At 63.4% G+C, this 23,636-nt stretch carries 21 protein-coding genes; 11 read left to right on the top strand and 10 right to left on the bottom strand.

What is annotated here, in order from left to right; genetic code table 11:
• The first annotated feature begins 214 nt into the window (after window positions 1–214).
• Entirely contained in the window at window positions 215–1,885 is a 1,671-nt protein-coding gene (purH, locus tag M1D89_RS17270; RefSeq protein ID WP_498645351.1) for a bifunctional phosphoribosylaminoimidazolecarboxamide formyltransferase/IMP cyclohydrolase, read from the top strand.
• An 89-nt stretch (window positions 1,886–1,974) separates the two neighbouring features.
• Here purH and M1D89_RS17265 read toward each other — a convergent pair whose 3' ends face one another.
• Window positions 1,975–3,084, bottom strand: a complete 1,110-nt coding sequence (locus M1D89_RS17265) for a trypsin-like serine peptidase (RefSeq protein WP_498645349.1) — start codon at window positions 3,082–3,084, stop codon at window positions 1,975–1,977.
• Between the two features lie 129 nt (window positions 3,085–3,213).
• On the opposite strand from M1D89_RS17265, the gene M1D89_RS17260 reads away from it, so the two are divergent.
• The 3 genes from M1D89_RS17260 (at window position 3,214) to M1D89_RS17250 (ending at window position 6,957) form a co-directional block, all read left to right on the top strand.
• Window positions 3,214–3,780 (top strand): DUF2243 domain-containing protein, encoded by a 567-nt coding sequence (locus M1D89_RS17260; RefSeq protein ID WP_498645347.1) that lies wholly within the window; start codon window positions 3,214–3,216, stop codon window positions 3,778–3,780.
• Window positions 3,781–3,783: 3 nt separating this feature from the next.
• Entirely contained in the window at window positions 3,784–4,623 is an 840-nt protein-coding gene (locus M1D89_RS17255) for a cytochrome c oxidase assembly protein (protein ID WP_498645345.1), read from the top strand.
• 114 nt (window positions 4,624–4,737) lie between these two features.
• A complete protein-coding gene (locus M1D89_RS17250; RefSeq protein ID WP_498645344.1) occupies window positions 4,738–6,957 on the top strand; it encodes an NADP-dependent isocitrate dehydrogenase in 2,220 nt (739 codons plus the stop codon).
• 63 nt (window positions 6,958–7,020) lie between these two features.
• On the opposite strand, the gene M1D89_RS17245 is transcribed toward M1D89_RS17250, so the two are convergent.
• Entirely contained in the window at window positions 7,021–8,130 is a 1,110-nt protein-coding gene (locus M1D89_RS17245; RefSeq protein WP_498645342.1) for an FAD-dependent oxidoreductase, read from the bottom strand.
• A gap of 162 nt (window positions 8,131–8,292) precedes the next feature.
• Here M1D89_RS17245 and M1D89_RS17240 point away from each other — a divergent pair, with 162 nt between their 5' ends.
• Entirely contained in the window at window positions 8,293–9,450 is a 1,158-nt protein-coding gene (locus tag M1D89_RS17240) for an IS30 family transposase (RefSeq protein WP_498645340.1), read from the top strand.
• Between the two features lie 61 nt (window positions 9,451–9,511).
• Here M1D89_RS17240 and phnE read toward each other — a convergent pair whose 3' ends face one another.
• The 4 genes from phnE to M1D89_RS17220 all read right to left on the bottom strand — a co-directional run bounded on the left by phnE (window position 9,512) and on the right by M1D89_RS17220 (window position 13,441).
• Window positions 9,512–10,366: a phosphonate ABC transporter, permease protein PhnE gene (gene phnE / locus M1D89_RS17235; protein ID WP_498645338.1), complete on the bottom strand. Its 855-nt coding sequence runs from the start codon at window positions 10,364–10,366 to the stop codon at window positions 9,512–9,514.
• Complete coding sequence (locus M1D89_RS17230) at window positions 10,363–11,202, bottom strand: phosphonate ABC transporter ATP-binding protein (RefSeq protein ID WP_498645336.1); 840 nt, start codon at window positions 11,200–11,202, stop codon at window positions 10,363–10,365. The genes phnE and M1D89_RS17230 overlap by 4 nt, the downstream gene beginning before the upstream one ends.
• Window positions 11,202–12,116 (bottom strand): phosphate/phosphite/phosphonate ABC transporter substrate-binding protein, encoded by a 915-nt coding sequence (locus M1D89_RS17225; protein ID WP_498645334.1) that lies wholly within the window; start codon window positions 12,114–12,116, stop codon window positions 11,202–11,204. Before M1D89_RS17225 ends, M1D89_RS17230 begins: the two co-directional genes overlap by 1 nt.
• A 68-nt stretch (window positions 12,117–12,184) precedes the next feature.
• Window positions 12,185–13,441, bottom strand: a complete 1,257-nt coding sequence (locus M1D89_RS17220) for a TIGR03364 family FAD-dependent oxidoreductase (RefSeq protein WP_498645332.1) — start codon at window positions 13,439–13,441, stop codon at window positions 12,185–12,187.
• A gap of 127 nt (window positions 13,442–13,568) precedes the next feature.
• Here M1D89_RS17220 and M1D89_RS17215 point away from each other — a divergent pair, with 127 nt between their 5' ends.
• From M1D89_RS17215 to M1D89_RS17205, 3 genes are all read left to right on the top strand, one after another.
• On the top strand, window positions 13,569–14,336 hold the full coding sequence (locus M1D89_RS17215; protein WP_020372790.1) for a GntR family transcriptional regulator: 768 nt from the start codon (window positions 13,569–13,571) through the stop codon (window positions 14,334–14,336).
• Window positions 14,333–15,004: a phosphonatase-like hydrolase gene (locus M1D89_RS17210; RefSeq protein WP_498645329.1), complete on the top strand. Its 672-nt coding sequence runs from the start codon at window positions 14,333–14,335 to the stop codon at window positions 15,002–15,004. The genes M1D89_RS17215 and M1D89_RS17210 overlap by 4 nt, the downstream gene beginning before the upstream one ends.
• Window positions 15,005–15,067: 63 nt before the next feature.
• A complete protein-coding gene (locus tag M1D89_RS17205) occupies window positions 15,068–15,508 on the top strand; it encodes a DoxX family protein (protein ID WP_498645328.1) in 441 nt (146 codons plus the stop codon).
• Window positions 15,509–15,612: 104 nt separating this feature from the next.
• On the opposite strand, the gene M1D89_RS17200 is transcribed toward M1D89_RS17205, so the two are convergent.
• On the bottom strand, window positions 15,613–16,683 hold the full coding sequence (locus M1D89_RS17200; protein WP_498645327.1) for a Gfo/Idh/MocA family protein: 1,071 nt from the start codon (window positions 16,681–16,683) through the stop codon (window positions 15,613–15,615).
• A 502-nt stretch (window positions 16,684–17,185) separates the two neighbouring features.
• Here M1D89_RS17200 and M1D89_RS17195 point away from each other — a divergent pair.
• From M1D89_RS17195 to M1D89_RS17185, 3 genes are read left to right on the top strand one after another with little or no spacing between them, the layout of a single operon-like run.
• Entirely contained in the window at window positions 17,186–18,280 is a 1,095-nt protein-coding gene (locus M1D89_RS17195) for an efflux RND transporter periplasmic adaptor subunit (RefSeq protein WP_498645325.1), read from the top strand.
• Window positions 18,281–18,294: 14 nt separating this feature from the next.
• Complete coding sequence (locus M1D89_RS17190) at window positions 18,295–19,023, top strand: ABC transporter ATP-binding protein (protein WP_498645323.1); 729 nt, start codon at window positions 18,295–18,297, stop codon at window positions 19,021–19,023.
• Window positions 19,020–20,201: an ABC transporter permease gene (locus tag M1D89_RS17185; RefSeq protein WP_498645321.1), complete on the top strand. Its 1,182-nt coding sequence runs from the start codon at window positions 19,020–19,022 to the stop codon at window positions 20,199–20,201. The genes M1D89_RS17190 and M1D89_RS17185 overlap by 4 nt, the downstream gene beginning before the upstream one ends.
• Here the strand turns inward: M1D89_RS17185 and M1D89_RS17180 are convergent.
• The 3 genes from M1D89_RS17180 to M1D89_RS17170 form a co-directional block, all read right to left on the bottom strand.
• Entirely contained in the window at window positions 20,179–20,871 is a 693-nt protein-coding gene (locus M1D89_RS17180) for an ABC transporter ATP-binding protein (RefSeq protein WP_498645319.1), read from the bottom strand. The genes M1D89_RS17185 and M1D89_RS17180 overlap by 23 nt on opposite strands.
• 2 nt (window positions 20,872–20,873) lie before the next feature.
• Window positions 20,874–22,337, bottom strand: a complete 1,464-nt coding sequence (locus M1D89_RS17175) for an ABC transporter permease (RefSeq protein WP_498645317.1) — start codon at window positions 22,335–22,337, stop codon at window positions 20,874–20,876.
• A gap of 187 nt (window positions 22,338–22,524) precedes the next feature.
• Window positions 22,525–23,622: a substrate-binding domain-containing protein gene (locus M1D89_RS17170; RefSeq protein ID WP_498650981.1), complete on the bottom strand. Its 1,098-nt coding sequence runs from the start codon at window positions 23,620–23,622 to the stop codon at window positions 22,525–22,527.
• Window positions 23,623–23,636 lie beyond the last annotated feature (14 nt).

Genomic DNA, 23,636 nt, shown 5'->3' with positions numbered 1-23,636 from the left:
ATGGGGCTCGCTAGGGGTGCAGAGTGGGCCTCGCAACGGGCGGGGTGGGTTTGTGGGGCCTGGTGTGCAGGGATTGGGGCTCGCTAGGGGTGCAGAGTGGGCCTCGCAACGCAAGGGGTTCCCCAAGACGCAAAACCGGGGCGGCAACGAAACACGATAAACTCTCCGTATCCCACCACCCGCGACATCTACGCGAACTAAGACGGAGACTTTTGTGAGCTTGACGCAGCTTGACCGTGTTCCCATCCGCCGTGCACTGATCTCGGTTTACGACAAGACGGGACTGGAGGAGCTCGCGAAGGGCCTGCATGCAGCGGGCGTCTCCATTGTTTCCACCGGCTCCACCGCCAAGAAGATCGCCGCCGCAGGCATCCCGGTCAAGGAAGTCGAAGAAGTCACCGGCTCCCCGGAAATGCTGGACGGCCGCGTCAAAACCCTGCACCCGCGCGTGCACGGCGGCATCCTGGCCGACCGCCGCGTCCCGGCCCACATGGACACCCTCGCCGGCATGGAGATCGAAACCTTCGACCTCGTTGTGGTGAACCTCTACCCATTCGTCGAGACTGTGAAGTCCGGCGCGGCACAGGACGACGTTGTTGAGCAGATCGACATCGGAGGCCCCGCCATGGTGCGTTCGGCTGCCAAGAACCACGCCGCCGTCGCCATTGTCACCGACCCGAACTTCTATGGCGCAGTAGTCGACGCCGCAGCACACGGCGGTTTCGACCTGAACACCCGTCGCCGCCTGGCTGCCAAGGCCTTCGCGCACACGGCCAGCTACGACAACGCTGTGGCCACCTGGACCGCCAGCCAGTTCCTGGACGAAGATGGCGACGGCATCATCGACTGGCCCGCTTACGCCGGTCTGTCCTTGGAGCGCTCCGAGGTCCTCCGCTACGGCGAAAACCCGCACCAGCAGGCCGCACTGTACGTGGATAAGGCTGCTCCGGCGGGCATCGCCCAGGCTGATCAGTTGCACGGCAAGGCCATGAGCTACAACAACTTCGTCGACGCCGATGCCGCCCTGCGCGCTGCCTTCGACTTCGCAGAGCCCGCCGTTGCGATCATCAAGCACGCCAACCCCTGCGGCGTAGCTGTTGGTTCCGCCGACGCCGCAGATCCGATCGCTGACGCACATGCCAAGGCCCACGCCTGCGACCCCGTCTCCGCTTTCGGTGGCGTCATTGCTGCCAACCGCACCGTCACCGCAGGCATGGCCCGCACGGTTGCGGACATCTTCACCGAGGTTGTCATCGCCCCCGACTTCGAGCCCGAAGCCGTGGAGATCCTCTCCAAGAAGAAGAACATCCGCCTCCTCGCCCTGCCCGAGGGCTACGGCCGCTACCCCTCCGAGATGCGCCAGGTTTCCGGTGGCGTCCTCGTCCAGATGAGCGACAAGGTAGACGCCGACGGCGACAACCCCGCCAACTGGACCCTCGCAGCCGGCGAAGCCGCCGACGAAGCAACCCTGGCTGACCTCGCCTTCGCCTGGACTGCCTGCCGCGCTGCGAAGTCCAACGCCATCCTGATCGCCAACCACGGTGCAGCCGTCGGCATCGGCATGGGCCAGGTCAACCGCCTGGACTCCTGCCGTCTGGCCGTGGAGCGCGCCAACACGCTGGGCGTGAAGGTGGAGTCCGACGTCGAAGGTGCAGGCGGCGCGTCCAACACCAGCGGTGGCGACGCACCGGAGCGCGCACGCGGTGCCGTTGCATCCTCGGACGCGTTCTTCCCGTTCGCTGATGGGCTGCAGATCCTGATTGACGCCGGTGTCCGCGCCGTCGTCCAGCCGGGCGGTTCCGTCCGTGACGAGGAAGTCATCGCCGCAGCCAACGCTGCCGGCATCACGATGTACTTCACGGCAGCACGCCACTTCTTCCACTAAAAGTTCCAGCACAACGCAACGGCGGCCGCCCCCGGAAGGGGACGGCCGCCGTCGTGCTTAACAGGGACGTGCCAGATACATCAGGACGGCTACGAAGCCGCCGCTGCAGTGTTGTACGTGGACTGGATCACGGTGCCCCAGTACGGGCCGTACATGGTGGTGGAGTTGCTGCCGTATCCGTAGCTGTTTACGGAGTTCTGGTAGCCGGTGGAGCTGGTGCCAATGAACCACGGACCGCCCGAGGATCCACCGGTCATGTTGCAGGGGATTCCCTGGCTGTTGAACTGCGGGTTGTAGGGATCGTTGGTGGCCTTGCCGGAGCAGCTCTTGAGCGATTCACCGTTGAAGGGCGAGCCTGCAGGGTAGCCGAAGGCCTTGTAGCTCAGGCCGCGGGCGGCGTTGAACTGGACGCCCGAGGAACCTACGACGTCGGCGAGGCGCTGGCCGTTGAGGGTGTTCATGACGGCGAACGCGGTGTCGTACTGCATGTTGCCGTTGGAAGCCCACTGGGTGGGGGCGTACAGCGCCTTTGCCGTCCACTTCCCGTAGGGTGCTGCACCGTTGAGGTAGGCGGGAACGAAGACGAAGTTGGTGGCGTAAGCGCCTGGGCCTTCGTTGAGGCAGTGTCCGGCGGTGGACACGGTGCTCTTGTTGGCTGCGATGACGGAGTTGCCTGAGCAGACGTAGTTGGAGCCGCCCAGGGTGAAGAAGATCTTGCCGATGTGCTTGACCGGCGTTTCGCTCTGGTTCACCTTCCGGTCAATTGTCTTGGAGTCGGTTGCTGCAGGCTGCCCTGCGATGCTGCTGACGGCGCCCGGGGCTTCAGTGACCGGGGCTTTGCCGAGGTTGAGGAGCTTGCCGCGTTCCAGTGCTTTGGCGGCAAGGATTTCGCCGGATTTGGCATTCTTCATGCGTTCCGTCGTCCAGTAGTCTGCAGCGCCGGCGTCCGACACTACATGGCTGCTGACCGCAGCGCCGCTGGAGTCTGTGTTGTTGGCCGGAGCCGCGTTGGCACTGGTGGTTCCAACCAGCGCCAGGATTGCGGCAGCGGACAGACTCAGCAGGCTTGTGGCCAGGGTCTTGGTTTTTGTCACGTTGTTCCTACCTATCGAGGGAGTGAGGCGGTCAGTGATGGCGACCGCCGACTGACGGAATTGAAGGTATCGAACGTATGACAAGTTTGTAAAGAGATGTTTCATAGTTTGTGATAATTTGCTGTCACTTCCTTGTTAAGTAGCGAGGTCGCTTTGGCGCGCGGTTGCGCGTGCCGTGGATTGCATGAGGTACTAAGGGTACTGTGTATCTGGTTGGGGCGGATGGGAGCAGACATGGCCCAAACATCATCGGACAGCAAATTCGGCCGCAGGCTGGGGGATGTCGGCCTGCCGGGAATCATTCTGGGAATCGGCCTAGGCGGGTTCGTGGACGGAATCCTGCTCCACCAGATTCTCCAATGGCACCACATGTTGTCCAGTTCAGAGACGGCAAATATCGACGTCGGCGCCTACCCCGTGACCACCGTTCACGGTCTGCAAATGAACACCTTATGGGACGGGTTATTCCACACGGTGACCTGGCTGGCCGTACTGATCGGGCTCGGGATGCTCTACTCGCGGCTGAACGACACGCGCTTCCGGAACAGGGTCTGGGCCTCGCGACTGTTGTGGGGCTGGATGTTGTTCGGCTGGGGTTTGTTCAACGTGGTGGAGGGCCTCATCGACCACCAGATCCTGGGCATCCATCACGTGATCACCGGCGAGTTCCAACTCGTGGCCGATGTTCTGTTCCTGGTGTTCGGTGGGCTGTTGATGGTGGGCGGCTGGCTGCTTCAGCGCAGCGGGAGACGCACTCAGCGCGAACCGCTGAGCGTGCGACCCACGCAACGGGAGCGCTGACGCATGCACCAGCACCACGTCGAGACCGGCCCACCAGGCATCCTGATCATCCTCATCGCGCTCGCAGCCGTGTATGTGGTCTTGGCTGCTCAGCAAAGCAAGCAACCCAAGGGTTGGCCGCGCTGGCGAACGGTCCTCTTCCTCGCAGGGCTGGTTGTCCTAGGAGTCGGCCTGGCCCCGCAACTCTCGCCCTACCGGCACGGGAGCCTGCCCGCCCACATGTTCCAGCATCTCCTGATCGGCATGTATGCGCCCATCGGGCTGGTCCTCGGGGCGCCCGGGACGCTGCTGCTCCGGACTATTCCGCGGAAACAGGGCCGAATACTGGGGCGAATCCTTCGCTCCAGACCCGTGCATGTCATCGCGCACCCCGTCACGGCGTTGGTCCTCAACGTCGGCGGCCTGGCAGTCCTGTACTTCACGCCGCTGTACGAGGCAGCAACGCATAACCCCACTCTGCACATGCTCATCCATGTCCACTTCATTGCAGCCGGAATCCTCTTCGCCTGGGCGATTGCCGGACCGGATCCTGCTCCACGAAGGCCCTCCGTCCCAGCCCGACTGGTGGTGTTGGGCGTGGCAATCGCCGGCCACGCGGTCATTTCCCAGTTGCTCTACGCGGGCCTGATTGTCCAGGTCACCGGCCAAAGCGTGGAGCGAAGGCAAGCGGGAGAGCTCATGTACTACGCCGGCGACATTGCCGAACTATTGTTAGCGTTCGCCCTCGTTTCGTCATGGCGGCCCGCTCGGGGCAGCGTCAGGGGGAGGCAAGCCGGAACGGAAAGCAGCCAGCGCTCGACGGCGGCGGGCAGCAAAGGCGGTCAGGCCGCCGTCGGGCGCTAATCACCGGAGAGTGGTAACGAACACGTGATCCCGGACACGAAGGGCCGTCAAAACCGTCTACTCGGGTAAGTTAGAGATGTTGAAATCTGCAGACTTTCAGGGAGAACCCCGCCAATGGCCAAGATTATCTATACCCACACAGACGAAGCGCCGATGCTGGCAACTTACTCATTCCTGCCGATTGTGGAAGCGTATGCCTCGACCGCAGGAGTGGAGGTTGAGACCCGCGATATTTCGCTGGCCGGCCGCATCATCGCCGTCTTCGGTGATTTCCTGACTGAAGAACAGCGCACGGGCAACGCCCTTGCTGAACTTGGTGAACTGGCAAAGCAGCCGGAAGCCAACATCATCAAGCTGCCCAACATCAGCGCCTCAGTACCGCAGCTCAAGGCTGCCATCGCCGAGCTCCAGGCCCAGGGCTACGCCCTCCCGGACTACCCGGACAACCCCTCCTCGGACACCGAGACGGACATCCGCTCGCGCTACGACAAGATCAAGGGCTCCGCTGTGAACCCGGTGCTGCGTGAAGGCAACTCGGACCGCCGTGCACCCCTGTCGGTAAAGAACTACGCCCGCCAGAACCCACACTCCATGGGTGCCTGGACCGCTGACTCCAAGACCAACGTTGCCACCATGGGCGAGAACGACTTCCGCTCCAACGAGAAGTCCGTGGTCCTGAAGGCCGACGACTCCCTGACCATCCAGCTGGTGCGCGAAGACGGCACCACCAAGGTCCTGAAGAAGGACTTCCCTGTCCTGGCCGGCGAAGTTGTGGACGCTACCGTCCTGCGCGCCGAGGCACTGGATGAGTTCCTCAAGGCTCAGGTTGCCCGCGCCAAGGAAGAGGGCATCCTCTTCTCCGCACACTTGAAGGCCACCATGATGAAGGTCTCGGACCCCATCATCTTCGGCCACGTGGTCAAGGCTTACTTCTCCGAGCTGTTCGACACCTATGGCAAGCAGCTCGCCGCCGCAGGCATCAGCCCCAACAACGGCCTCGCAGCCATCCTCAGCGGCTTGGAAGACCTGCCCGAGGACGTCCGCGAGGGCGTCAAGACAGCCATCACCAAGGGCCTCGAAGACGGTCCGGCGCTGGCCATGGTCGATTCCGACAAGGGCATCACCAGCCTGCACGTCCCGTCCGACATCATCGTTGACGCCTCCATGCCTGCCATGATCCGTTCCTCCGGCCACATGTGGGGCCCGGACGGCAAGGAAGCCGACACCCTGGCTGTTATCCCGGACAGCTCGTACGCCGGTATTTACCAGGTTGTGCTGGACGACTGCCGTGCCAACGGTGCCTTCGATCCCACCACCATGGGTACGGTTCCCAACGTGGGCCTCATGGCACAGGCAGCCGAAGAATACGGCAGCCACGACAAGACCTTCGAGATCCAGGCAGCCGGCACTGTCCAGCTCGTGGACAGCAAGGGCAACGTCCTCACCGAGCACCAGGTCTTCCCGGGCGACATCTGGCGCGCATGCCAGACCAAGGATGTCCCGGTCCGCGACTGGGTCAAGCTGGCCGTCACCCGTGCCCGCGCTTCCCAGACTCCGGCCGTGTTCTGGTTGGACGAGACCCGCGCCCACGACGCCAACCTCATCGCCAAGGTCAACGAGTACCTCAAGGACCACGACACCGAGGGCCTGGAGATCAAGTTCCTTTCCCCGGTTGAGGCCACGGCCTTCACCTTGGAGCGCATCCGCAAGGGCGAGGACACCATCTCCGTCACGGGTAACGTCCTCCGCGATTACCTCACGGACCTGTTCCCGATCCTCGAGCTCGGCACCAGCGCCAAGATGCTCTCCATCGTTCCGCTGATCAACGGTGGCGGCCTGTTTGAGACCGGCGCCGGTGGCTCCGCTCCCAAGCACGTCCAGCAGCTGGTCAAGGAAAACCACCTCCGCTGGGACAGCCTGGGCGAGTTCCTTGCGCTGGCCGTGAGCTTCGAGCACCTTGCCACCACCACGGGTAACGCCCGCGCACAGGTCCTGGCTGACACGCTGGACCGCGCCACGGGTACGTTCCTGCTGGAAAACAAGTCTCCGCGCCGCAGCGTTGGCGAGTTGGACAACCGTGGAAGCCACTTCTACCTGGCCACATACTGGGCCCAGGAACTGGCCAAGCAGACCGAAGACGCCGAGCTGGCCAAGGACTTCGCCGCAATCGCTGAAGCCCTGACCTCCAACGAAGAGGCAATCGTCGGCGAGCTGGCAGCAGTCCAGGGTCCCGGCGTCGACCTCGGCGGTTACTACCGTCCGGACGCCGCCAAGGCCGCTGAGATCATGCGCCCGTCGGCTACCTTCAACAAGGTCCTCGCGACCCTGAAGTAGTCCCGGCATAACGGAACCGGCCCGCAGGCAATGCCTGCGGGCCGGTTGCTTTTAAGTGTGGATTCACCGTTCCGCGTGGAACCGCTCCGGTGCCACACCGCCGTCGACGATGTCCTTCAGCACCCGGCCAATAGCCGGCGTGAACTTGAAACCGTGACCCGAGAAACCAGCGCCCACCACCAGCGGACCGAAATGGTCCAGCACGAAGTCCTCGTTGGGCGTGGTGGTGTAGGTGCAGCTGATGGGCACGGCGGTGGAAGGGTCGACGCCGGGAAGCCACTCTTCTGCGTACCGCACCAAGGCTTCCATTTGGTGGGGGATGGGCTCGAACGTGCGCTCGTCCGGATCCATGACCGGACCAACTCCGTGCCAGCCGGCCTTCACGCCTTCGCCGGGGGTGAGCATTCCGTAGACGGGGCTGTACCAGTACTCGTACGCTTCGTTGTTCGGATCGGGGTCCGGGCTGTGGTTGAAGCTCGGCCACACCAGCGTGTTATCCCTGGGAGTGAAGTGGGCCGGCTGCTCTTGGGTTACCACCAATGCCGGCAGATCAGTGAGCTTGCCGATGAGCTTCGGAGTCCAAGCACCGGCCGTAACTACCACGCGCCTGGCTGTGTACTCCACGTCCTCCGTGACAACCACCGCTGATTCTCCGCCGGTGACGCGGATGTCCTTAACCGGCGTCGAGTATTCAAAAACGGCACCGTGGGCTTCAGCTGATTTTCGCAGCGCGAGTAAAGCGTCAGCGGAGCGGATCCGGCCGGAGCCTGGCACAAAGAGGACATCGGTGGCGAAATTCATTCCCAGCCAGCGGTTGGCGGCTTCATCGGGGGAGATGAAGTAGCTTTCAATGCCACGGGCCTCGTGTGCTTCCCTCACCTGTTGCAGGCGGGGGACGTTTCCGTGGTTCACGAGCCCCACCATATCCAGGAGTGGTGCGCCGTGCTCTGCGGCGAGCTCGTCCCAGAGGATTTTCGACTCGGCGAGCAGGTCCAGGTAGTCCGCTTCTGCGTAGGCGGTGTTGAAGTTGCGGGTGGCGCCGTGGGATGCGCCGATGTGGTGTCCGGCCTCGAACTGCTCCAACAGAACCACCGAGCGACCCGCCCGGGCGAGTTGCCACGCGGCAGCCGATCCCATGGCTCCTCCGCCAACAACTACAACGTCAACCTGCATGCCTGCTCCATCCACCGTCGGCCCTCTTGAAACGCGACCCCCGAAGAGGGCCACCTCCCATTCTGCCCCCACTCACCCAACTAGGTGACAGATCAGGTCGTTCTCAGTGCGCTGAATCATGCGGTGATCGCAACACCTGATTATTGAAGGGTGTCGATTGCCATGGTGAAGTTCACGAATCGTTTGGTTGCTGAGGTTGTCCAGTCGTTCTGGCAGCAGGTTGCGGACGGTGCCCGTTTTGAAGATGCTGGTGCGTTCGTCGGGTGGTCCGTAACGACGGTCCGCCGTGAGCTGAGGTCCTCAGGAGGGGTCCGGCCCCGTCGGGGCCGGACCCTGACCGGCCGTTCCCTATCGTTCCAGGAGCGGGAGTTGATCTCGTTATGGCGGGGCAAGGAATCGGTCCGTGAGATCGCCAGACGTTTGGGTCGTTCCCCGTCAACGATCTCCCGGGAGCTCCGGCGGAACGCTGACAAGGTCTTTTTCTACCGGGCTACCACCGCCCATGCCCGCGCCCACGCCCGGGCAGCCAGGCCCAAGACCGCTAAGCTCAACAGCAACAAGCCCTTGCGCCTGGAAGTCGAAAAGCGGCTCGAAAAGAAAGACTCACCGGTCCAGATCGCTGGCAGACTCCGCAAGGACTTCCCGAACAACCCGGAGATGTGGGTGTCACACGAGACCATCTACCAGTCCCTCTATCTCGAGTCCCGGGGCGGGCTAAAGCGGGAACTGGTCAAGAACCTGCGCACCGGCCGGACCCTGCGCAAACCCCAACGCCGCCCCGACGAACGCCGCGGCAGAATCCAGGACAAGGTCATGATCGCCGACCGTCCCGCCGAGGTCGAAGACCGTGCCGTGCCAGGGCATTGGGAAGGGGACCTGATCGTAGGCAAGGACGGAAAAACCGCCATCGGCACCATCGTGGAGCGCACAACCGGGTTCGTGATGCTCCTCCATGTCCCGACCGGTCAAAACCGTGCCGAGTCTGTTCGGGATGGGCTGATCCGCAAAATGGGCGCCCTTCCCGACGAACTGAGGCTCTCACTGACCTGGGACCAAGGCACCGAAATGCGCAGGCACAAGGAAGTGAAGATCGCAGCCGACATCGACATCTACTTCTGCGATCCCCACTCACCTTGGCAACGCGGCTCGAACGAGAACACCAACGGGCTCCTGCGCCAGTACTTCCCCAAAGGCGCAGACCTAAGCATCTACAGCCAAACCGACCTCGACTACGTCGCCCACGAACTCAACGACAGACCCCGCCAACGATTCGACTTCTGCACCCCCAATGAGATGATCAGAACCTTCCTGTTGCGATAACCGCTAGAAACCACCTGCTCAGAACGACCTGAACTGCTACTTACTTGGGTGGGCACGCAGGCTACGCAGCCAGGCGCCTGCGGATCCACGCGGAGAACTGGTCCACCACGATGATCAGCACCAGCACGATCAGGATGTGGGTGAGCATGGAGTCGAACTGGAACGACTTGATGGACTGGTTTATCAGCAGGCCAATGCCACCGGCGCCCACCAGGCCAAGAACCAGCGAGGACCGCACGTTGACGTCGAAGCGGTAGAGCAATAGGCCCACGAACTGCGGAACCACCATGGGCAGCGTTGCGTTGGCTACCTGCTGGATCCGGTTGGCGCCGGCCGTTCTTAGCGCTTCCTGGGGGCCAGCATCGATCTCCTCCATCGATTCCGCCCACAGCTTCCCCATCACACCGGTGTTGTGGCAGATCAGCGCGAGTACGCCCGCGAACGGTCCAAGGCCGACGGCGGTGACAAAGATCAACGCGAACACGATGTCCGGCACGGCGCGGAAGAAGGACAGGATGGCGCGGGCTGCCTGATATACAAGCCGGTGCGGGGTGGTGTTCTCAGCAGCCAGCGCTGCAAGCAACAGGGCGAACGGCACGGATAACGTGGTGCCAAGGAGCCCGATCCACAGGGTCACCAGCGTGGCTTCGAGGCCGGGCTTGAGCGTCTTTTCCCAGCTGAGGTCCGGTGGGAAGGCGTCGCCGACGAACGCAGCCATGCCCTTCCAGCCATCCACCAAAAGCTCGGGTTTGAAGTCCGTCCCTTCGATGGCCACGGCGTGAAGTCCGACGACGGCGGCCGCCACTGCCGCCGTCGTGATCCACCGCAGCGGCTTCTTCGGGCGGACCAGTGCCACCCGGCTTTGGGCCGAAGAGCCCCGTCGCGGGACGGCCCGGGTCAAGGTATGGGGAGTCATGCTGCCTGCGTCCTGTCTACGGAAAGGTTCCTGTCCGGAACGTTTCTGTCCGGAACGGCCCCGTCTGAAACGATCCTGTCCGGGGCGTACAAAGTGTCGAGGTGCGCCGCCGTGACCTCTGTGGAGGGGAGGTCGAAAGTCATGGAGCCTTGGAGGAGGCCGATGGACCTGTCCGCGTACCGAAGTGCGAGATCGGGCTGGTGCAGCACAGCGGCTACGGCCAGTCCTTCCGAATGCGCGAGTTCCCTCAGCAGCGCCATGACCTGCTCGGCGGCGTGCGGATCCAACGCGGACACCGGCTCGTCTGCGAGTACGACGTCGGCCCGCTGGCAAAGTGCCCGGGCTACGGCCACGCGCTGCTGCTGTCCGCCGGAAAGCCGACCCACGCGGTCAAAGGCGCGGTCCGCCAGGCCTACCCGGTCCAAGCAGTCGAGGGCTTCCTGCTGAACGTCGGCCGGGAACAGAAAGGGAGTGAGTGAGCGGACGGTCGGGATCCGCGACAGGGCTCCTGCGCAGACGTTGTCCAAGGCCGTGCGACGGGGGACCAAATGGATCTTCTGGAAGATCATGGCCATCCGTTGCCTCGTCTGCTGCAGTTCACGGCCCTGCAAGGAATCCAGCGCAGCTCCGTCGATCCTGATGCTTCCGGAATCCGGCGAAGTGATGCCCATGACGCAGCGCAGGGTGGTGGACTTGCCGGAGCCGTTGGCGCCCAGGAAGGCCACCAGCTCACCGGCTGCAACGGAGAAGTCGACACCCTGCAGCACGGTCCGTCCGTTGAATGATTTGCGCAAGCCCTGCACAGAGAGGAGTGGGCCCTGAGCGGAGAGAGGCATTACAGATCCTTCTCGGTGAGGCCCATGGTGTCGGCGAGCTCAAACAAGGGCGTGTAGTTGTCCTTGGTGACCTGCAGCAATGGTCCCGGAGGGGTGACATCCAGGAACTCGCCCACTTTGGCTACATCGGCGGGTTCCAGATTCAGGAACGCATCCTTCACGGCCGCCTTGAACGCGGGATCGGCATCGCCGCGGACGGTGATGGGATCGTTGGGGATGGGGTTGGACGTCCACACCTGGCGGAAGTCAGCCGGAGTGAAGGTGCCGGCGGCAATGGCCGTGGCGAGCGTCTGCGAGTTGATTTGCGCTGCATCCACCTTGCCGTTCGTCAGTGCCAGCAGGGCTTCAGGATGGCCACCTGTGTAGTCCATCTTGATGTCAGCATCGGCGATTCCGGCTTCACGGAGACCGAAACGGGGCAGCACATCGCCTGAGGTAGATCCAACACTGCCCAACGCGAGGGACTTGCCCTTCAAATCACCAATCTCTTGGATGGGGCTGTCCTTGGAAACCCAAATCCCCGCCGTGTAGGTGCTGAGTTCCTTCTCCGCTGTGCCGAACGAAACCAAGGGCTCAGCACCCGCTTTGGCGTCTGCGAACACGTAGCCCAAGGGGCCGAACTGGCCCAGGTCCAGCTTGCCGTTGCGCATGGCCAGCACCTCGGCGGCATAGTCCTCAACAACCTGGACGCTGACCGGGCATTCGAGCTTCTTGGACAGGGCTGCAGCCAGGACATCGTAAGCCGGCTTGAGCTTGGCCGGGTCCTCATAGGGCTCGATGCCGAACTTGATCTCGCCGTTCGGGCAGGTAGCCGTTGTGGCTTCGGGGGAGGACTGTGCCGAGCCGCCGCAGGCAGTAAGCGCCAGAACGGTGGCCAGGGCAAGCGCGGAACCGGTGAGGTGCGTGGTTTTCATGGGAATCCTTATGCGAAGGGGATTGGGAGGGCAGAACGGATATCAAAGATGGGGCAGTGCAGGATGAATCAGTGCAGGCGGCGCGACACGTTGCGGTGTGCCAGGCCGAAGGAAAGGGTCATGCCGACGCCGGAGGTCACGGACACCACCGTGACGCCGGGCTGGACGTCGCGGACCAGGATCGGTGCCACGTCCGAGGACGCGTAGATGCCCTGCCAGCGCTGGATGATCTCCAGCGGTTCACCGATCCGGCCGGTGATTTCAGAGTTGAGTGTGTCGGTCACGGACTCGTCCAGAAAGGGATCGGCCGTGCGGTGGTAATGGTGCGAGTCGCCCAGGATGATGGTGCCGTCGGGGCGTTGGGTGAACATGACATTGGCGCCGATCTCCAGCAGTTCCGGCTGCTTCTCCAATACTTCGGAGTGCAGGGCTGCAGCAGCGGGCATGTCCGTGAAAGCCGGGTACCGGAGCATCGATGTCGCTGTGAGAACCGCTGGCGCGAACTCGACGCCGGTGGGCTTGGCCGCCAGCGACATCTGCAGCGCGCACCGCTGGATCCGGTGTTCTTCGGCAAGGTCCGGGAAGAGGTAATCGACGTCGTGGCCGACGCACACGAAGACCTGCCGCCCACGGAGGTCGCCGCGCGACGTCTGGACGGTGACACCGTCAGCATTCTGGTTGAAGCCCAGCGCGGCCGTGTTCCAATGAAGTTCGACGCCGGGCTGCTGGCTTAGCCACTCGGCCAACTTTGCCACCGTGGTGCGGGGATCTACCCGCAGGTCGTCCCGGAGGAAGGCGCCGCCTACCAAGCCGGGCCATTCGCCGCCTGAAGTACCGCCGTCGTCGTGCGCTTCTTCAGCGGTGGACACAGAACCAGCCAACCGGGCCCGCGTCCCGGCGGGGGACAGCAGCTCGACCTGTCCCGGTTCCCGCACCGCGGAGAGTTCACGCAAGACCTTCATTTCGGCTTCAGTTCGGGCAAGGACCACGGCTCCGGCTTCGGCCGCCCAGAATCCGGCGCGTTGGGCAAACTCGAGCCAGTACTTCCGCGAGGTCTGCGCGAGTTCATATAGTTCGCCGGATTGGGCCGTGATGCAGCAGTGGCCGAAGTTGCGCACGGAAGCGCCGGCAGCGTGGTGGTCACGCTCGATGATGGTGACGGTCAGGCCGTTGGCAACAGCGTGGGCGGAGTGGGCCAGTCCCACAATTCCAGCGCCGACAATTACGACGTCGACAGGCTGGCTTGGGCTGCTGTTGGCGGCTTTGGAAGAGGTGCTCGGGTTGTTCACACCACTGACATTGGCCGCTCCGGGAAGGGGAATCAAGCCAGAAGGCGACTTGTATATACAAGTTAATCTGAATTTAATATTTGTTTACCTAAATTCACGATGCGTTCATCTGGAACGCCTCAAAACCCGTTCAAGCGGCCGGTCAGACTTGTATGATCAACTTGTGAGCACACAGCAGAATGCACCCCTCCACGTCCGTCTCAGTGAGGAATTCATGCGTCGGATCACTGATGGCGATTGGCCTCCGGGCTTCCAGCTGCCCAGCGAGGCGGAGCTGTGCCGCGAGTTCGGAACGTCGCGCGGTCCGATTCGCCAGGCACTCGCCTTTCTGCGATCTGAGGGTGCGGTGACCGGTGGCCGAGGCCGACCTCCCATGGTTCGTTCGTCGGTGCCGTCGCAGTCCTTCTCCACTTTCAACTCGTTCACCGAATGGGCCAGCGGGATCGGCAAAAAGCCCGGCCAGCGGACTCTGGAAGTAGCAAGGCGGGAAGCCAGCCCGGAAGCGGCGGAGGCACTTGGCTTGATGCCCGGGACCACCGTCGTGGAGGTCTTGCGCGTCCGCTATCTGGATGAGGCTCCCGCCATGATCGAACGCACCACGTTCATCCTGGACGTTGGCCGGAAGCTGTTCGACTTCGACACCGATTCCGGGTCCATCTTCGCGTTCCTCAAGGAACAAGGCGTGGACCTGCACAGTGCCCGCCACACCATCGACGCCGTCGCCGCCAGTGACGAGGACGCCGAACTGTTGGAGCAACCCGAGGGCATTCCGCTCCTGCGCGAACGCCGCATCACCCGATCCGCCGATGGGCAACCCCTCGAATACTCCGAGGACCGCTACCTGCCGGCTTTGACCAACTTCACCATCGACAACACCGTGGACCGCCGGGCCGCCCTGGTCCGCATCCACACTGAAGGAGCCACCCCATGATTCAGCTTGTTGCCTGCGATATGGCCGGAACCACCATCGACGAACACGGCGACGTTTACGTAGCCCTTGCCCGCTGCGTTGAAGAAACGGGGGTGACCACCACGGCAGAGGCTGTGCAGGAGTGGATGGGCGCGGACAAGGTTGAGGCCATCACCGCGCTGATTAAAGCCGGGGGAGGAACGGCCACGCCCGAAGTAGTGGCTGCCGCCTTCAAGCGCTTCAAGGAACTGCTCGTGGAGTTCTACGACGCCAACCCGCCGGTTGCGCTTGAGGGTGTAGAAGACGCATTCCGGGAACTCCGCCGCCTAGGCATCAAGGTGGCCCTGACTACCGGCTTCTCGCGCGACGTCGCCGAGCCCCTCCTTGAGCGGCTGGGCTGGAGCGTCGACGACGATAACCTGCTGGACGCCGTCGTATGCTCCGACGAAGTGGCCGCTTGCCGGCCGGCACCGCACATGATCCACCGGGCCATGGAACTGACGGGTGTGCAGGACGTCCGCGCCGTTATCGCTGCGGGAGATACCGTGAACGACCTCGCCGCAGCTAACAACGCGGGCGTCACCGCCGTGGGTGTCCTCACCGGCAAGCTGGACCGCGACGCTTTGGCCGCGCACCCGCACCACCACCTTCTGGACGGTGTGAAGGACATTCCTGCGCTTCTGTCCTAGCGACCCGCCGGATGGCGCAAGCCGTGTTGGCGGTAGGCGCGCAGGCATGGAAGATTGGAACCCGTGAAATTCCTGCACCCGTCTCCCAAGTCCTCTGCTCGCGGAGTCACCATCCTGCGAGTGGTGTTCGGTGCGCTCCTGATGGTGCACGGCTTCCAGAAGTTCATGGCCGGGCATGCTGCATTCGCGGCGTCGGTAGCTGCCATGGGCGTGCAGAAGCCGGAGATCGTGGCGTGGCTGGTGATCGCCGGTGAGCTGGGCCTTGGCCTGCTCCTGGTGCTGGGCGCCCTGACCCGGGTGGCCGGATTCCTGGCTGCGATCATGTTCGCGGGGATCTGGTTCGTCACGGAAGCGGGAAAACCCCTGCTCACCGACAAGTCCGGCGTCACCGCCGAGCTCCTGATCGTTTACGTCGCCATCTCCATAGCGTTCGTCTTCCTTGGCCCCGGCGCGCTGTCCTTGGACCGCAAGCTGGCAAGGCAACCTGCCCGCCAAGGGCGTTAGTACAGCTGAGTTAACTCACGACGGCGGCACGCGCCGCCGGGGCTGCACCCGTCACTTAGGCTGGGTCACGGGGTTACGTCGCTGGGTCACCGCCCGGGATCTGCTTACCTGGCGTCGTTGGGGTACCGAATCCCGAGCTGCGACCGCACGCCGTCGAAAAGGCGCATGACGTTAACCGAGTCCTCCAGCGGCATGACCGGGCTCTCGGTGAGGCCTTGCTGGATGCAGCGGGTCACTTCCCGGAGTTCGTAGGTGTAGCCGATGCCCACTACGTCAAAATGTTCGCGACGCGGCTCGTCCCAACCAATCCGGATCATCAGCTCACGGGGGTTGTTCACGGAGCCCACGGTTTGCAGGAACCCGAGCCCGCCGGCCACCGTCGCGGTCCGAGGCCCATGCGCCATCAACGACGACGTCAGCTGCGCCTGGGCACCCGTGTCGTAGCCGAGGGTCAGTGCGTTCTGGCTGTCCACGCCGTCCTCGTTGAGGGTGCCGATCGCGGTGACCGATTGTGGAAAGCCCAACGTTCCCAGTGCCCAGAGCAACGGGTATACGGTGATGTCCAGGAGTGCCCCGCCGCCGTCGTTGAGGGCCCAAATCCGTGCGGCGGGATCGTACGGTGCTGGGAATCCGAGGTCGGCGCTGACCCACTGGATCTGTCCCAGCTCGCCGGAGGCCGCGATCTCGAACGCCCGCTGCATGCTCGGCAGGAAGCGGCTCCATACGGCTTCCATGAAGAACACGTTCTGTTCCCGGGCAAGTTTCACCAGTTCGCTGGCTTCGCGGGCGTTGATGGTGAGGGCCTTTTCGCACAGCACGTGCTTCCCGGCCCTCAAAGCGGCGGATGCAATCCGGAAGTGCTGGGCATGCGGCGTAGCAACGTAGACCACGTCCACGGCGGGATCGTCGAACAAGCGCTGGTAGCCGGGTACGCCGTCGTCGTCCCCGTAGCCCTTGGTGAAGCCGAGCGTATGGGCGAACGCATCCGCGGCAGCCTGGGTGCGGGAGCTCACGGCGTACAGCTCCGCGTCTTCAAGGAGCGCCAAGTCTTGGGAAACGCTGTTGGCGATGTTGCCTGTAGACACCACTCCCCATCGCAGGGGCCGGCCGGTGGCTGCCCGGGGATCCTGGTTGGTTTGGGTGGAAAGCCACGGCACGGCGATAGGAAGTGTCATGCCGTTTATCCTCTCATTCCGGCAGACGGCAGTTCTGAAGGAGTGGTGCGCACCCTTTTACGCCGATCGCTGCCGTAACCTCTGGTGCGCGCGGCGGGTACGGGTGCGTCCGACAGGAACCAGGGGCGCGCGCGGCGGGTACGGGCGCGCCCTACACGGACACGGCAGGGCCGGTCCAGACAAAGTGCGGGAGTTTGGGTAAGGACGTGGTGCGCACCCTTTTACGCCGATCGCTGCCGTAACCTCTGGTGCGCGCGGCGGGTACGGGTGCGCCCGACAGGAACCAGGGGCGCGCGCGGCGGGTACGGGTGCGCCTGTAGGAAACGTAGGGTGCGCATGGCGGGTACGGGTGCCCCTGGTCCCCTCGGCTCGCCCTGACCTCCCGACACGGTAAGGCTTCTGTCAAGTCATAGGAATGCCCGGTGCGCAGAAATTCCTCCCTTAGGCTTAGGCAATCATCCCTCGCAGAGGTTCTGTGGGGAGTTACCGAAATGGAGCAGGGATGGGTACTTTTCGGCGTGTCATTTTGCCGGTTGCCTGGTTGTTGGTTTTCGCGATTATTGCGGTGGCCTTGGTTAAGATCGCTTTTGTGGATGGCCTGGAATCGGCCGCTGCCGAGCCCGCACCTTTGGCTCAGGTGGATATCCCGGTAGTCCCGGCCACTCGAGCTACCGTTACGAACACCGTGGAAATCAAAGGCACCGTTCAGAGCGATGCAGCCGAAACTGTCCGCAGCACATCAGCGGGAAAAGTGGTCCAGATTTTCGTTGAGCAGGGCGCCACCGTCGCCAAGGGTGAGGTCCTTTTCCAAGTCAAGGCGGAGCGCGCGGTTACCCCCACGCAGACTTCACAGGAGGGGCCGCAAACAGCTCCCAAGCCCGTGTACGACTACTTCGACATCCTCGCTCCGAGTGCCGGAACCTTGCAGCAGCTCACAACCCTCATTGACCAGCAGGTCACTGTGGGCGAGTCCGTGGGCAAGATCGATCCCGGAACGTACACCGTGGCGGGATCCGTCACCGCCGCGCAGCAGTACCGCCTGCTGGGCAAACCCGGTCCTGCGGAAATCGCTTTGGTAGGTGGACCGGCGCCGTTCCAGTGCGCCGACGTGACGCTCAAGAACAACTCGTCCGACGACGGCGGGGCTGCCTCGGGCGGGCTGGCCGCCACAGGTGGAGGTGCCGGGATGGGCGTGGGCGCAGCGATTGCGGGTCCCGGCGGAGGCAACCAACCGGAAGAGGGCGGCACTCCCACGGGAACGCTGAGCTGCCCGATTCCTTCAGGCCAACAGGTCTTCGCAGGACTTGGCGCCACCATGACGGTCAGTGCCGGTGTTGCCCCCGACGTAGTGACTGTTCCTCTGACATCCGTGAAGGGCAGCGTGAAGGACGGGATTGTGTGGATCGCCGGGCCGGGAGGAACGGGTGCCGCGCCCGAGCAGCGCACTGTCCAGCTGGGGCTCAACGACGGCTCTGTGGTGGAAGTGACCTCCGGCCTGACCGAAGGCGAACAGGTCTTGGAATTTGTTCCCGGGGCACCGGCCGTTGAAGGTCCCATGATGGGTCCGGGCCAGGCCGCCTACGGCCCGATGGGCTAGGGGCAGCTAACGGCATGGACGAATCACCTAAAGAAACCCTCGTCAGTCTCAGGGCAGTCACCCGATCTGTCAGGCTGCCCGACGACAAGCAGCTGAATATTCTCCGGGGTATCGACCTCGAGGTCCGCAGCGGAGACCACACAGCCATCGTGGGCCGTTCCGGCTGCGGCAAGTCAACACTGCTGAACCTGCTTGGCCTCCTGGACATCCCGACGTCGGGCGAGCTGGATTTCCTAGGCCAGCCCGCAAACCGGCTGGGCAACAACGCCCGCGCCCGGCTGCGGGGCTCCAGGGTGGGCTTCGTGTTCCAGCAGTTCAACCTGTTGCCCGGACGCAGTGCGCTGGACAACGTCATTACGCCGCTCTTCTACGCCAAGGGCAAGGAGTTCTGGCGGCGTCGCGAGATTGCCATGGACATGCTGGACCGGGTTGGCCTGGCCTCCCGCGCCAAGACCATGCCCAACATGCTGTCCGGTGGCGAGCAGCAGCGCGTAGCTATCGCCCGTGCCTTGGTCCGCAGGCCGAGGCTGATCCTCGCCGATGAACCAACCGGTGCGCTGGACGTGGAAACCGGGCAGTCGGTGATGGCCCTGTTGGATACTGTGGCGACGGAAACGGCCGCCGCGCTGGTGACCATCACGCACGACACCAATGTGGCAGCCCTGGCCCGCGCCTGCTACCGGCTGGATTCCGGGGTGCTCAGCCCGCTACCGGCACCGGCAGCGGCAGGAGTCGGCGCATGACCGGCTTCATTTCCACGCTCGTTGAAGCGTGGCAGGAACTCCGCATCAACAAGGTTCGCATTCTCCTGGCCCTGCTGGGTGTTGCCCTGTCCGTTGCCGCGTTGACGTCGGTGGTGGGCGTAGGCAGTTTGGCCCGGGAAGGCATGAAAGTTCAGTCCGAACGTAACGGCGGCCGGGTGGCCACACTGTCCTTGAACGTCCAGGGGCCAACCATGCCGGACCCGGAAAAACTTGAGAAGGCCTACCAAGGTATTCAACAGCGCTACGGCATCACTACCTCCACGCACGTCAGCCAGACCCAGGCCGGCTTTCAATTTCCCCGCGGTGTAACAACCGTGAATATGACCATTGTGGATGTCGGCTACGGCATCATCCACCGCGTTCCGCTTCAGCAAGGAAGCTGGTTCGCTGCAGACGACGGCAAAAGGCTCGCACCCGCCGTCGTCGTCTCTGAATCCTTCTATAACCAAGCGGGAAGGCCCAACCTCACCACCCATCCCACGGTGAGCATCCCTGGTGACCAGCCAGCGACGGCGGTAATGATCGGCGTCGTACCTGATTCCTACCCGGACTCGCCGCCTTCCGCGTTCATTCTTGCCGAGGGTGCGGCCATGACCGGAATCAAGCCGCAGATGTCCGAGTTCAAAATCTGGGTTGGCGAGGCACAAGCCGGAGCCCTCACCGCAGCAATTACCGCCGATCTCCAAGGCCAGTTCCCCGGCTATTACGCCCAAGCCAACCGCATGGATTATGCAGCATGGGGAGATCCCTTGGCTCCCGTCCAACTGGTGGTGGGCGGCGTGGCCGGGCTGGTGCTCCTGCTCGGAGCCGTGGGGATGCTCAACATCTCCATGGTCACTGTGCGCTACAGGGTCCGCGAAATCGGCATCCGGCGCAGCTTCGGGGCAACGTCCGGGCGGATTTTCGTGGGCGTCATGATGGAATCCGTGGTGGCCACCGCAGTCGCCGGCCTGGCGGGAGTCATGCTGGCAGTCGCGGTGGTGAAGCACCCGTGGATCGAATCGAAGGTAGCGCCGGGACTCACCGAGTACCCGGCCTTCCCCATCGACGCCGCGCTGATGGGCTTTGGCGCGGCTGTCCTTGTGGGCGCACTCGCCGGAGCCATCCCTGCGCTCGTGGCGGTGCGCGTCAAGGTCATCGACGCGATCCGGTTCTGACCTCCTCGGTGAGCCTGCCCTGCTGAAGACGGAAGCAGCGCTCGGTTTTCTGCGCCAGGCTGCGATCATGCGTGACCACCAGGATGGTGGTGTTGTGATCGCGGCTCAGGGAACTCAACAGCTCGATGATGTGCTCGCCGGTTTGCTCATCCAAATTTCCGGTGGGCTCATCGGCGAGGATCAGCTTGGGCTCATTGGCCAAAGCACGGGCAATTGCGACGCGCTGTTGCTCGCCACCTGATAGCCGGTTGGTGCGGCGCGTGTGCTTCTCCGGATCCAACTGCACCTGCTCCAGCAGCTCCTTGGCCCGCTGCAGCCGTGCTGCCTTGCGCATGCCCGCGAACTCCATGGGCAGCATGACGTTGTCCACGGCACTGAGGTTGGGAATCAGGTTGAACTGCTGGAACACGAAGCCGATGTCCCGGCGGCGGTACTCGGTCAGCTTGGCGTCCGGCAGCCCGGCCAGGCTGACGCCGTCCACGACGACGTCTCCCGAGGTGGGCTTGTCCAGCGCACCCAGGAGGGACAACAGTGTGCTTTTGCCGCTGCCGCTCTTGCCGACGATGGACGCCAGCGAGCCCTTGTCGAGCTCAAAGCTGACCCCGTTTACTGGCTTGATGGTCCGATCACCGGACTTGAACTGACGGACCAGGTCCTTGACTACGATCACGGCTATTCTCCTCGGAGTACTTCGATGGGACGGATGCGGGCGGTCAGCAGTGCCGGGACCAGCGCACCGATGATGGCTACTGCGAAGACTGCGGCGATGCCTGCAGCGAGGACGCCGGGGGAGACGCTCGCCGTGACGGAGGTGAGCAACTGCGACGCTCCGCCGAAGGGGCCACCCTGGCCGCCGCCCATTCCACCGCCAGGCATCCCGGCGCCCGGGACTGTGCCGTTGGGCATGGCCCCTGCAAGTCCGCCGCCGCGCTGGGTGGTGGTGGCCGCCGTCGTGGTGGTGTTTGAACTAATGAGTGCCGACGCGATACCACCGCTGGCCAGCGAAGCGATCACAGCGCCCACAACACTGCCCAAGGCAACCAGGACCAATGACTCGAGGACGAACTGCAGGCCGATAGTGCGGTTCCGGGCACCGATGGCCTTCAGGACGCCGATTTCGCGCCGGCGCTCGCGGACCAGCATGACCATGATGAGCAGGATGATGATTCCAGCGGTTGCTAGGGCCGCGATGAAGGCGATCATCGAGATGTTCTTGACGCTGTCCAGTGAGCTGACGGCGGTTTCGAGGTTGCGTTGGCCTTGGGTGACGTCGGCCCTTTCGGTGCCGAGCGCGTCTTGAACGGCAGTTTTGGTGCTGTCCACGTTCTCCATGCTGTTGACCGTGACGATCATGGTGGACAGCTCATCCGAGGTCCCCGCCAGCGTCTGCGCTTCAGGAAGCGTGACATAAACGGCGTTGTTCCCAAACGTGGTTCCGGCGTCGAAGATTCCCGCTACCGTGAAGGTCGTGTCCTGGATGGTGAACGTGGAGCCTACGGTCAGGCCGTTCTTCTCAGCCAAGGACGTGCCCACCAGAGCCTTCGCCTCGGATGCCGTGTAGTCGCCCAGGCCCGTGCCGCTGGTGATCTCCAGGGCCTTGCCGGTGCTGTCCACTTCGGCGCCGATGCCCGTAGCGGTGATCGGCAGGGTGCGCGCGGGCTGGGTAGTTGTGCCCGTTGTGCCGCTCGCGTTGTTCCGGTTGCCGAGCGTGCCGGCGTCGACGGCGGCCGTCAGGTTGGTGCTGACCGTCGCCTGCTGCCCGCCGGGACCGAAGCCGCCCGGGCCGGTCTGCTGTGTGGTGGCTGCGTCGGTGGTCCCTGTCGTGGTGGTCGCTGTCTGAAGGCGCAGTGCCTTGGTGCCAACTACTGACGTCACGTTGGCCACCGACGCCGCAGTCTCAGCCTCCGCCGTCGTGAGGGGTTCGCCGCCACCTTCGAAGCCTTGACCGCCCGCCGGATTCACCGTCAAGGTGGTGCCAACGGAGGCGTTGAGCTCCTGGACCTTGGCGCCCACTGCCTGGTTGGCCACAAGCATGGCCAGTGCCAGGCCGATGGCTACGGCCAGCACGGCGACAACCGCCGCCGTTCTGATTTTGTTGCGGAAGGCATTGCCTACGCTTCGGGCAAGGACGCTCACGTTTCTCCTCTTGACCTGCAAGTTCGTTGTTCCCACTGGACGCGGGCTGCAGATCCAAGACTCGTGAAGGCTGCTGTGCGGGAAGCCTGCCGAAGCTATGCGGGGGCTGTGAAAGTGAAAGCCCCGGCCCGCCTGGTGGCGGACCGGGGCTTAGTGTCTAGCTAGGAGCGGTGTTACTTGATGATCACTACTTGGTGATCGGGCCGAGTTCCGGATCGTCAACGTAAGCCGTCTTGACGTTCTCTGCCGTCACGATTACGGGAGGCAGCAGGTATGCAGGAACGCGCTTGAACTCGTTCTTGTAGTTTCTGTTGTCATTCACTTCCAGAGCAACGCCTTGCTGCAGGTCCTTGACCATGGTGATGGTGTGCTCAACCAGGTTGCGGGTGTCCTTCTTGATGGTGGAGTACTGCTCGTTGGCCATGATGGACTTCACGGACTGAACTTCGGAGTCCTGACCTGTGACAACCGGGACGCTCTTGCCGGCGGACTTCGCCGAGGTGATGATTGCCCGGGCGAGCATGTCGTTGGGGGACAAGACCCCGTCCAACTGAGCGGAGGCGTAACTGCCCGAAAGCAGTGAGTCCATGCGCTTCTGGGCGTTCTCTGCCTTCCAGTCCTGTGTCACAGCCTGACCAAAGTCGGCTTGACCGGAAACAACCTTCAGCGTCCCATCAGCGATCTTCGGCTGGAGTACGCTCATGGCGCCGTCAAAGAACACCTTGGAGTTGGCGTCATCCGGGGAACCGGCAAAGAGTTCGATGTTGTACGGGCCGGCGGGCTTCTTGGCAGCGAGGCCCTTCAGGAGTGCCTCGCCTTGAAGTTTTCCAACCTCGAAGTTGTCGTAGGCCACGTAGTAGTCCACGGCTGCGGTGTTGGTCAGCATGCGGTCGTAGGCGATGATGACAGCGCCGGCATCCTTGGCCTGCTGCAGTTGGGCACCGAGCTGGGCGCCGTCAACGGCACCGACCACGATGACTTTGGCGCCTGAGGTGATCATGGCGCTGATCTGGTTCTGCTGATCAGAAACACCGCCGCTGGCGAACTGCACACTGGGCTTGTATCCGGCCTTGGTCAGGCCGTCATTGAACAGATTTTCTGCCAGCGTCCAGTTTTCCGAGGTCTTCTTGGGAAGTGCGACACCAATGACGGAGTCGGCGGCGAAGCCGGACAGCCCCGTCCCGGCCTTAGCGGCCTCGGCATCGACGTCCGAACGCCCGCAAGCGGTCAGCGACAGCGTGGCAATGGCGGCCAGCACAGTCAGGGTTTTGGCGATCTTTCGCATATGCATTTCTCTTT

The organism is Arthrobacter sp. D3-18, from assembly GCF_054408525.1.
The sequence above is the reverse complement of the archived record's forward strand: the minus strand, read 5'-3'. Positions and strand labels throughout refer to the sequence as shown.

Excerpts from the sequence above, each read along its gene's own strand:
- M1D89_RS17245 (WP_498645342.1), bottom strand. The coding sequence starts at position 8,130 with ATGCAGGTTGACGTTGTAGTTGTTGGCGGAGGAGCCATGGGATCGGCT.
- M1D89_RS17170 (WP_498650981.1), bottom strand. The coding sequence starts at position 23,622 with ATGCGAAAGATCGCCAAAACCCTGACTGTGCTGGCCGCCATTGCCACG.
- M1D89_RS17240 (WP_498645340.1), top strand. The coding sequence starts at position 8,293 with ATGGTGAAGTTCACGAATCGTTTGGTTGCTGAGGTTGTCCAGTCGTTC.
- M1D89_RS17185 (WP_498645321.1), top strand. The coding sequence starts at position 19,020 with ATGACCGGCTTCATTTCCACGCTCGTTGAAGCGTGGCAGGAACTCCGC.
- M1D89_RS17260 (WP_498645347.1), top strand. The coding sequence starts at position 3,214 with ATGGCCCAAACATCATCGGACAGCAAATTCGGCCGCAGGCTGGGGGAT.
- M1D89_RS17230 (WP_498645336.1), bottom strand. The coding sequence starts at position 11,202 with ATGCCTCTCTCCGCTCAGGGCCCACTCCTCTCTGTGCAGGGCTTGCGC.
- M1D89_RS17255 (WP_498645345.1), top strand. The coding sequence starts at position 3,784 with ATGCACCAGCACCACGTCGAGACCGGCCCACCAGGCATCCTGATCATC.
- M1D89_RS17195 (WP_498645325.1), top strand. The coding sequence starts at position 17,186 with ATGGGTACTTTTCGGCGTGTCATTTTGCCGGTTGCCTGGTTGTTGGTT.
- M1D89_RS17265 (WP_498645349.1), bottom strand. The coding sequence starts at position 3,084 with ATGAAACATCTCTTTACAAACTTGTCATACGTTCGATACCTTCAATTC.
- M1D89_RS17250 (WP_498645344.1), top strand. The coding sequence starts at position 4,738 with ATGGCCAAGATTATCTATACCCACACAGACGAAGCGCCGATGCTGGCA.
- M1D89_RS17225 (WP_498645334.1), bottom strand. The coding sequence starts at position 12,116 with ATGAAAACCACGCACCTCACCGGTTCCGCGCTTGCCCTGGCCACCGTT.
- M1D89_RS17200 (WP_498645327.1), bottom strand. The coding sequence starts at position 16,683 with ATGACACTTCCTATCGCCGTGCCGTGGCTTTCCACCCAAACCAACCAG.
- M1D89_RS17190 (WP_498645323.1), top strand. The coding sequence starts at position 18,295 with ATGGACGAATCACCTAAAGAAACCCTCGTCAGTCTCAGGGCAGTCACC.
- M1D89_RS17210 (WP_498645329.1), top strand. The coding sequence starts at position 14,333 with ATGATTCAGCTTGTTGCCTGCGATATGGCCGGAACCACCATCGACGAA.
- phnE (WP_498645338.1), bottom strand. The coding sequence starts at position 10,366 with ATGACTCCCCATACCTTGACCCGGGCCGTCCCGCGACGGGGCTCTTCG.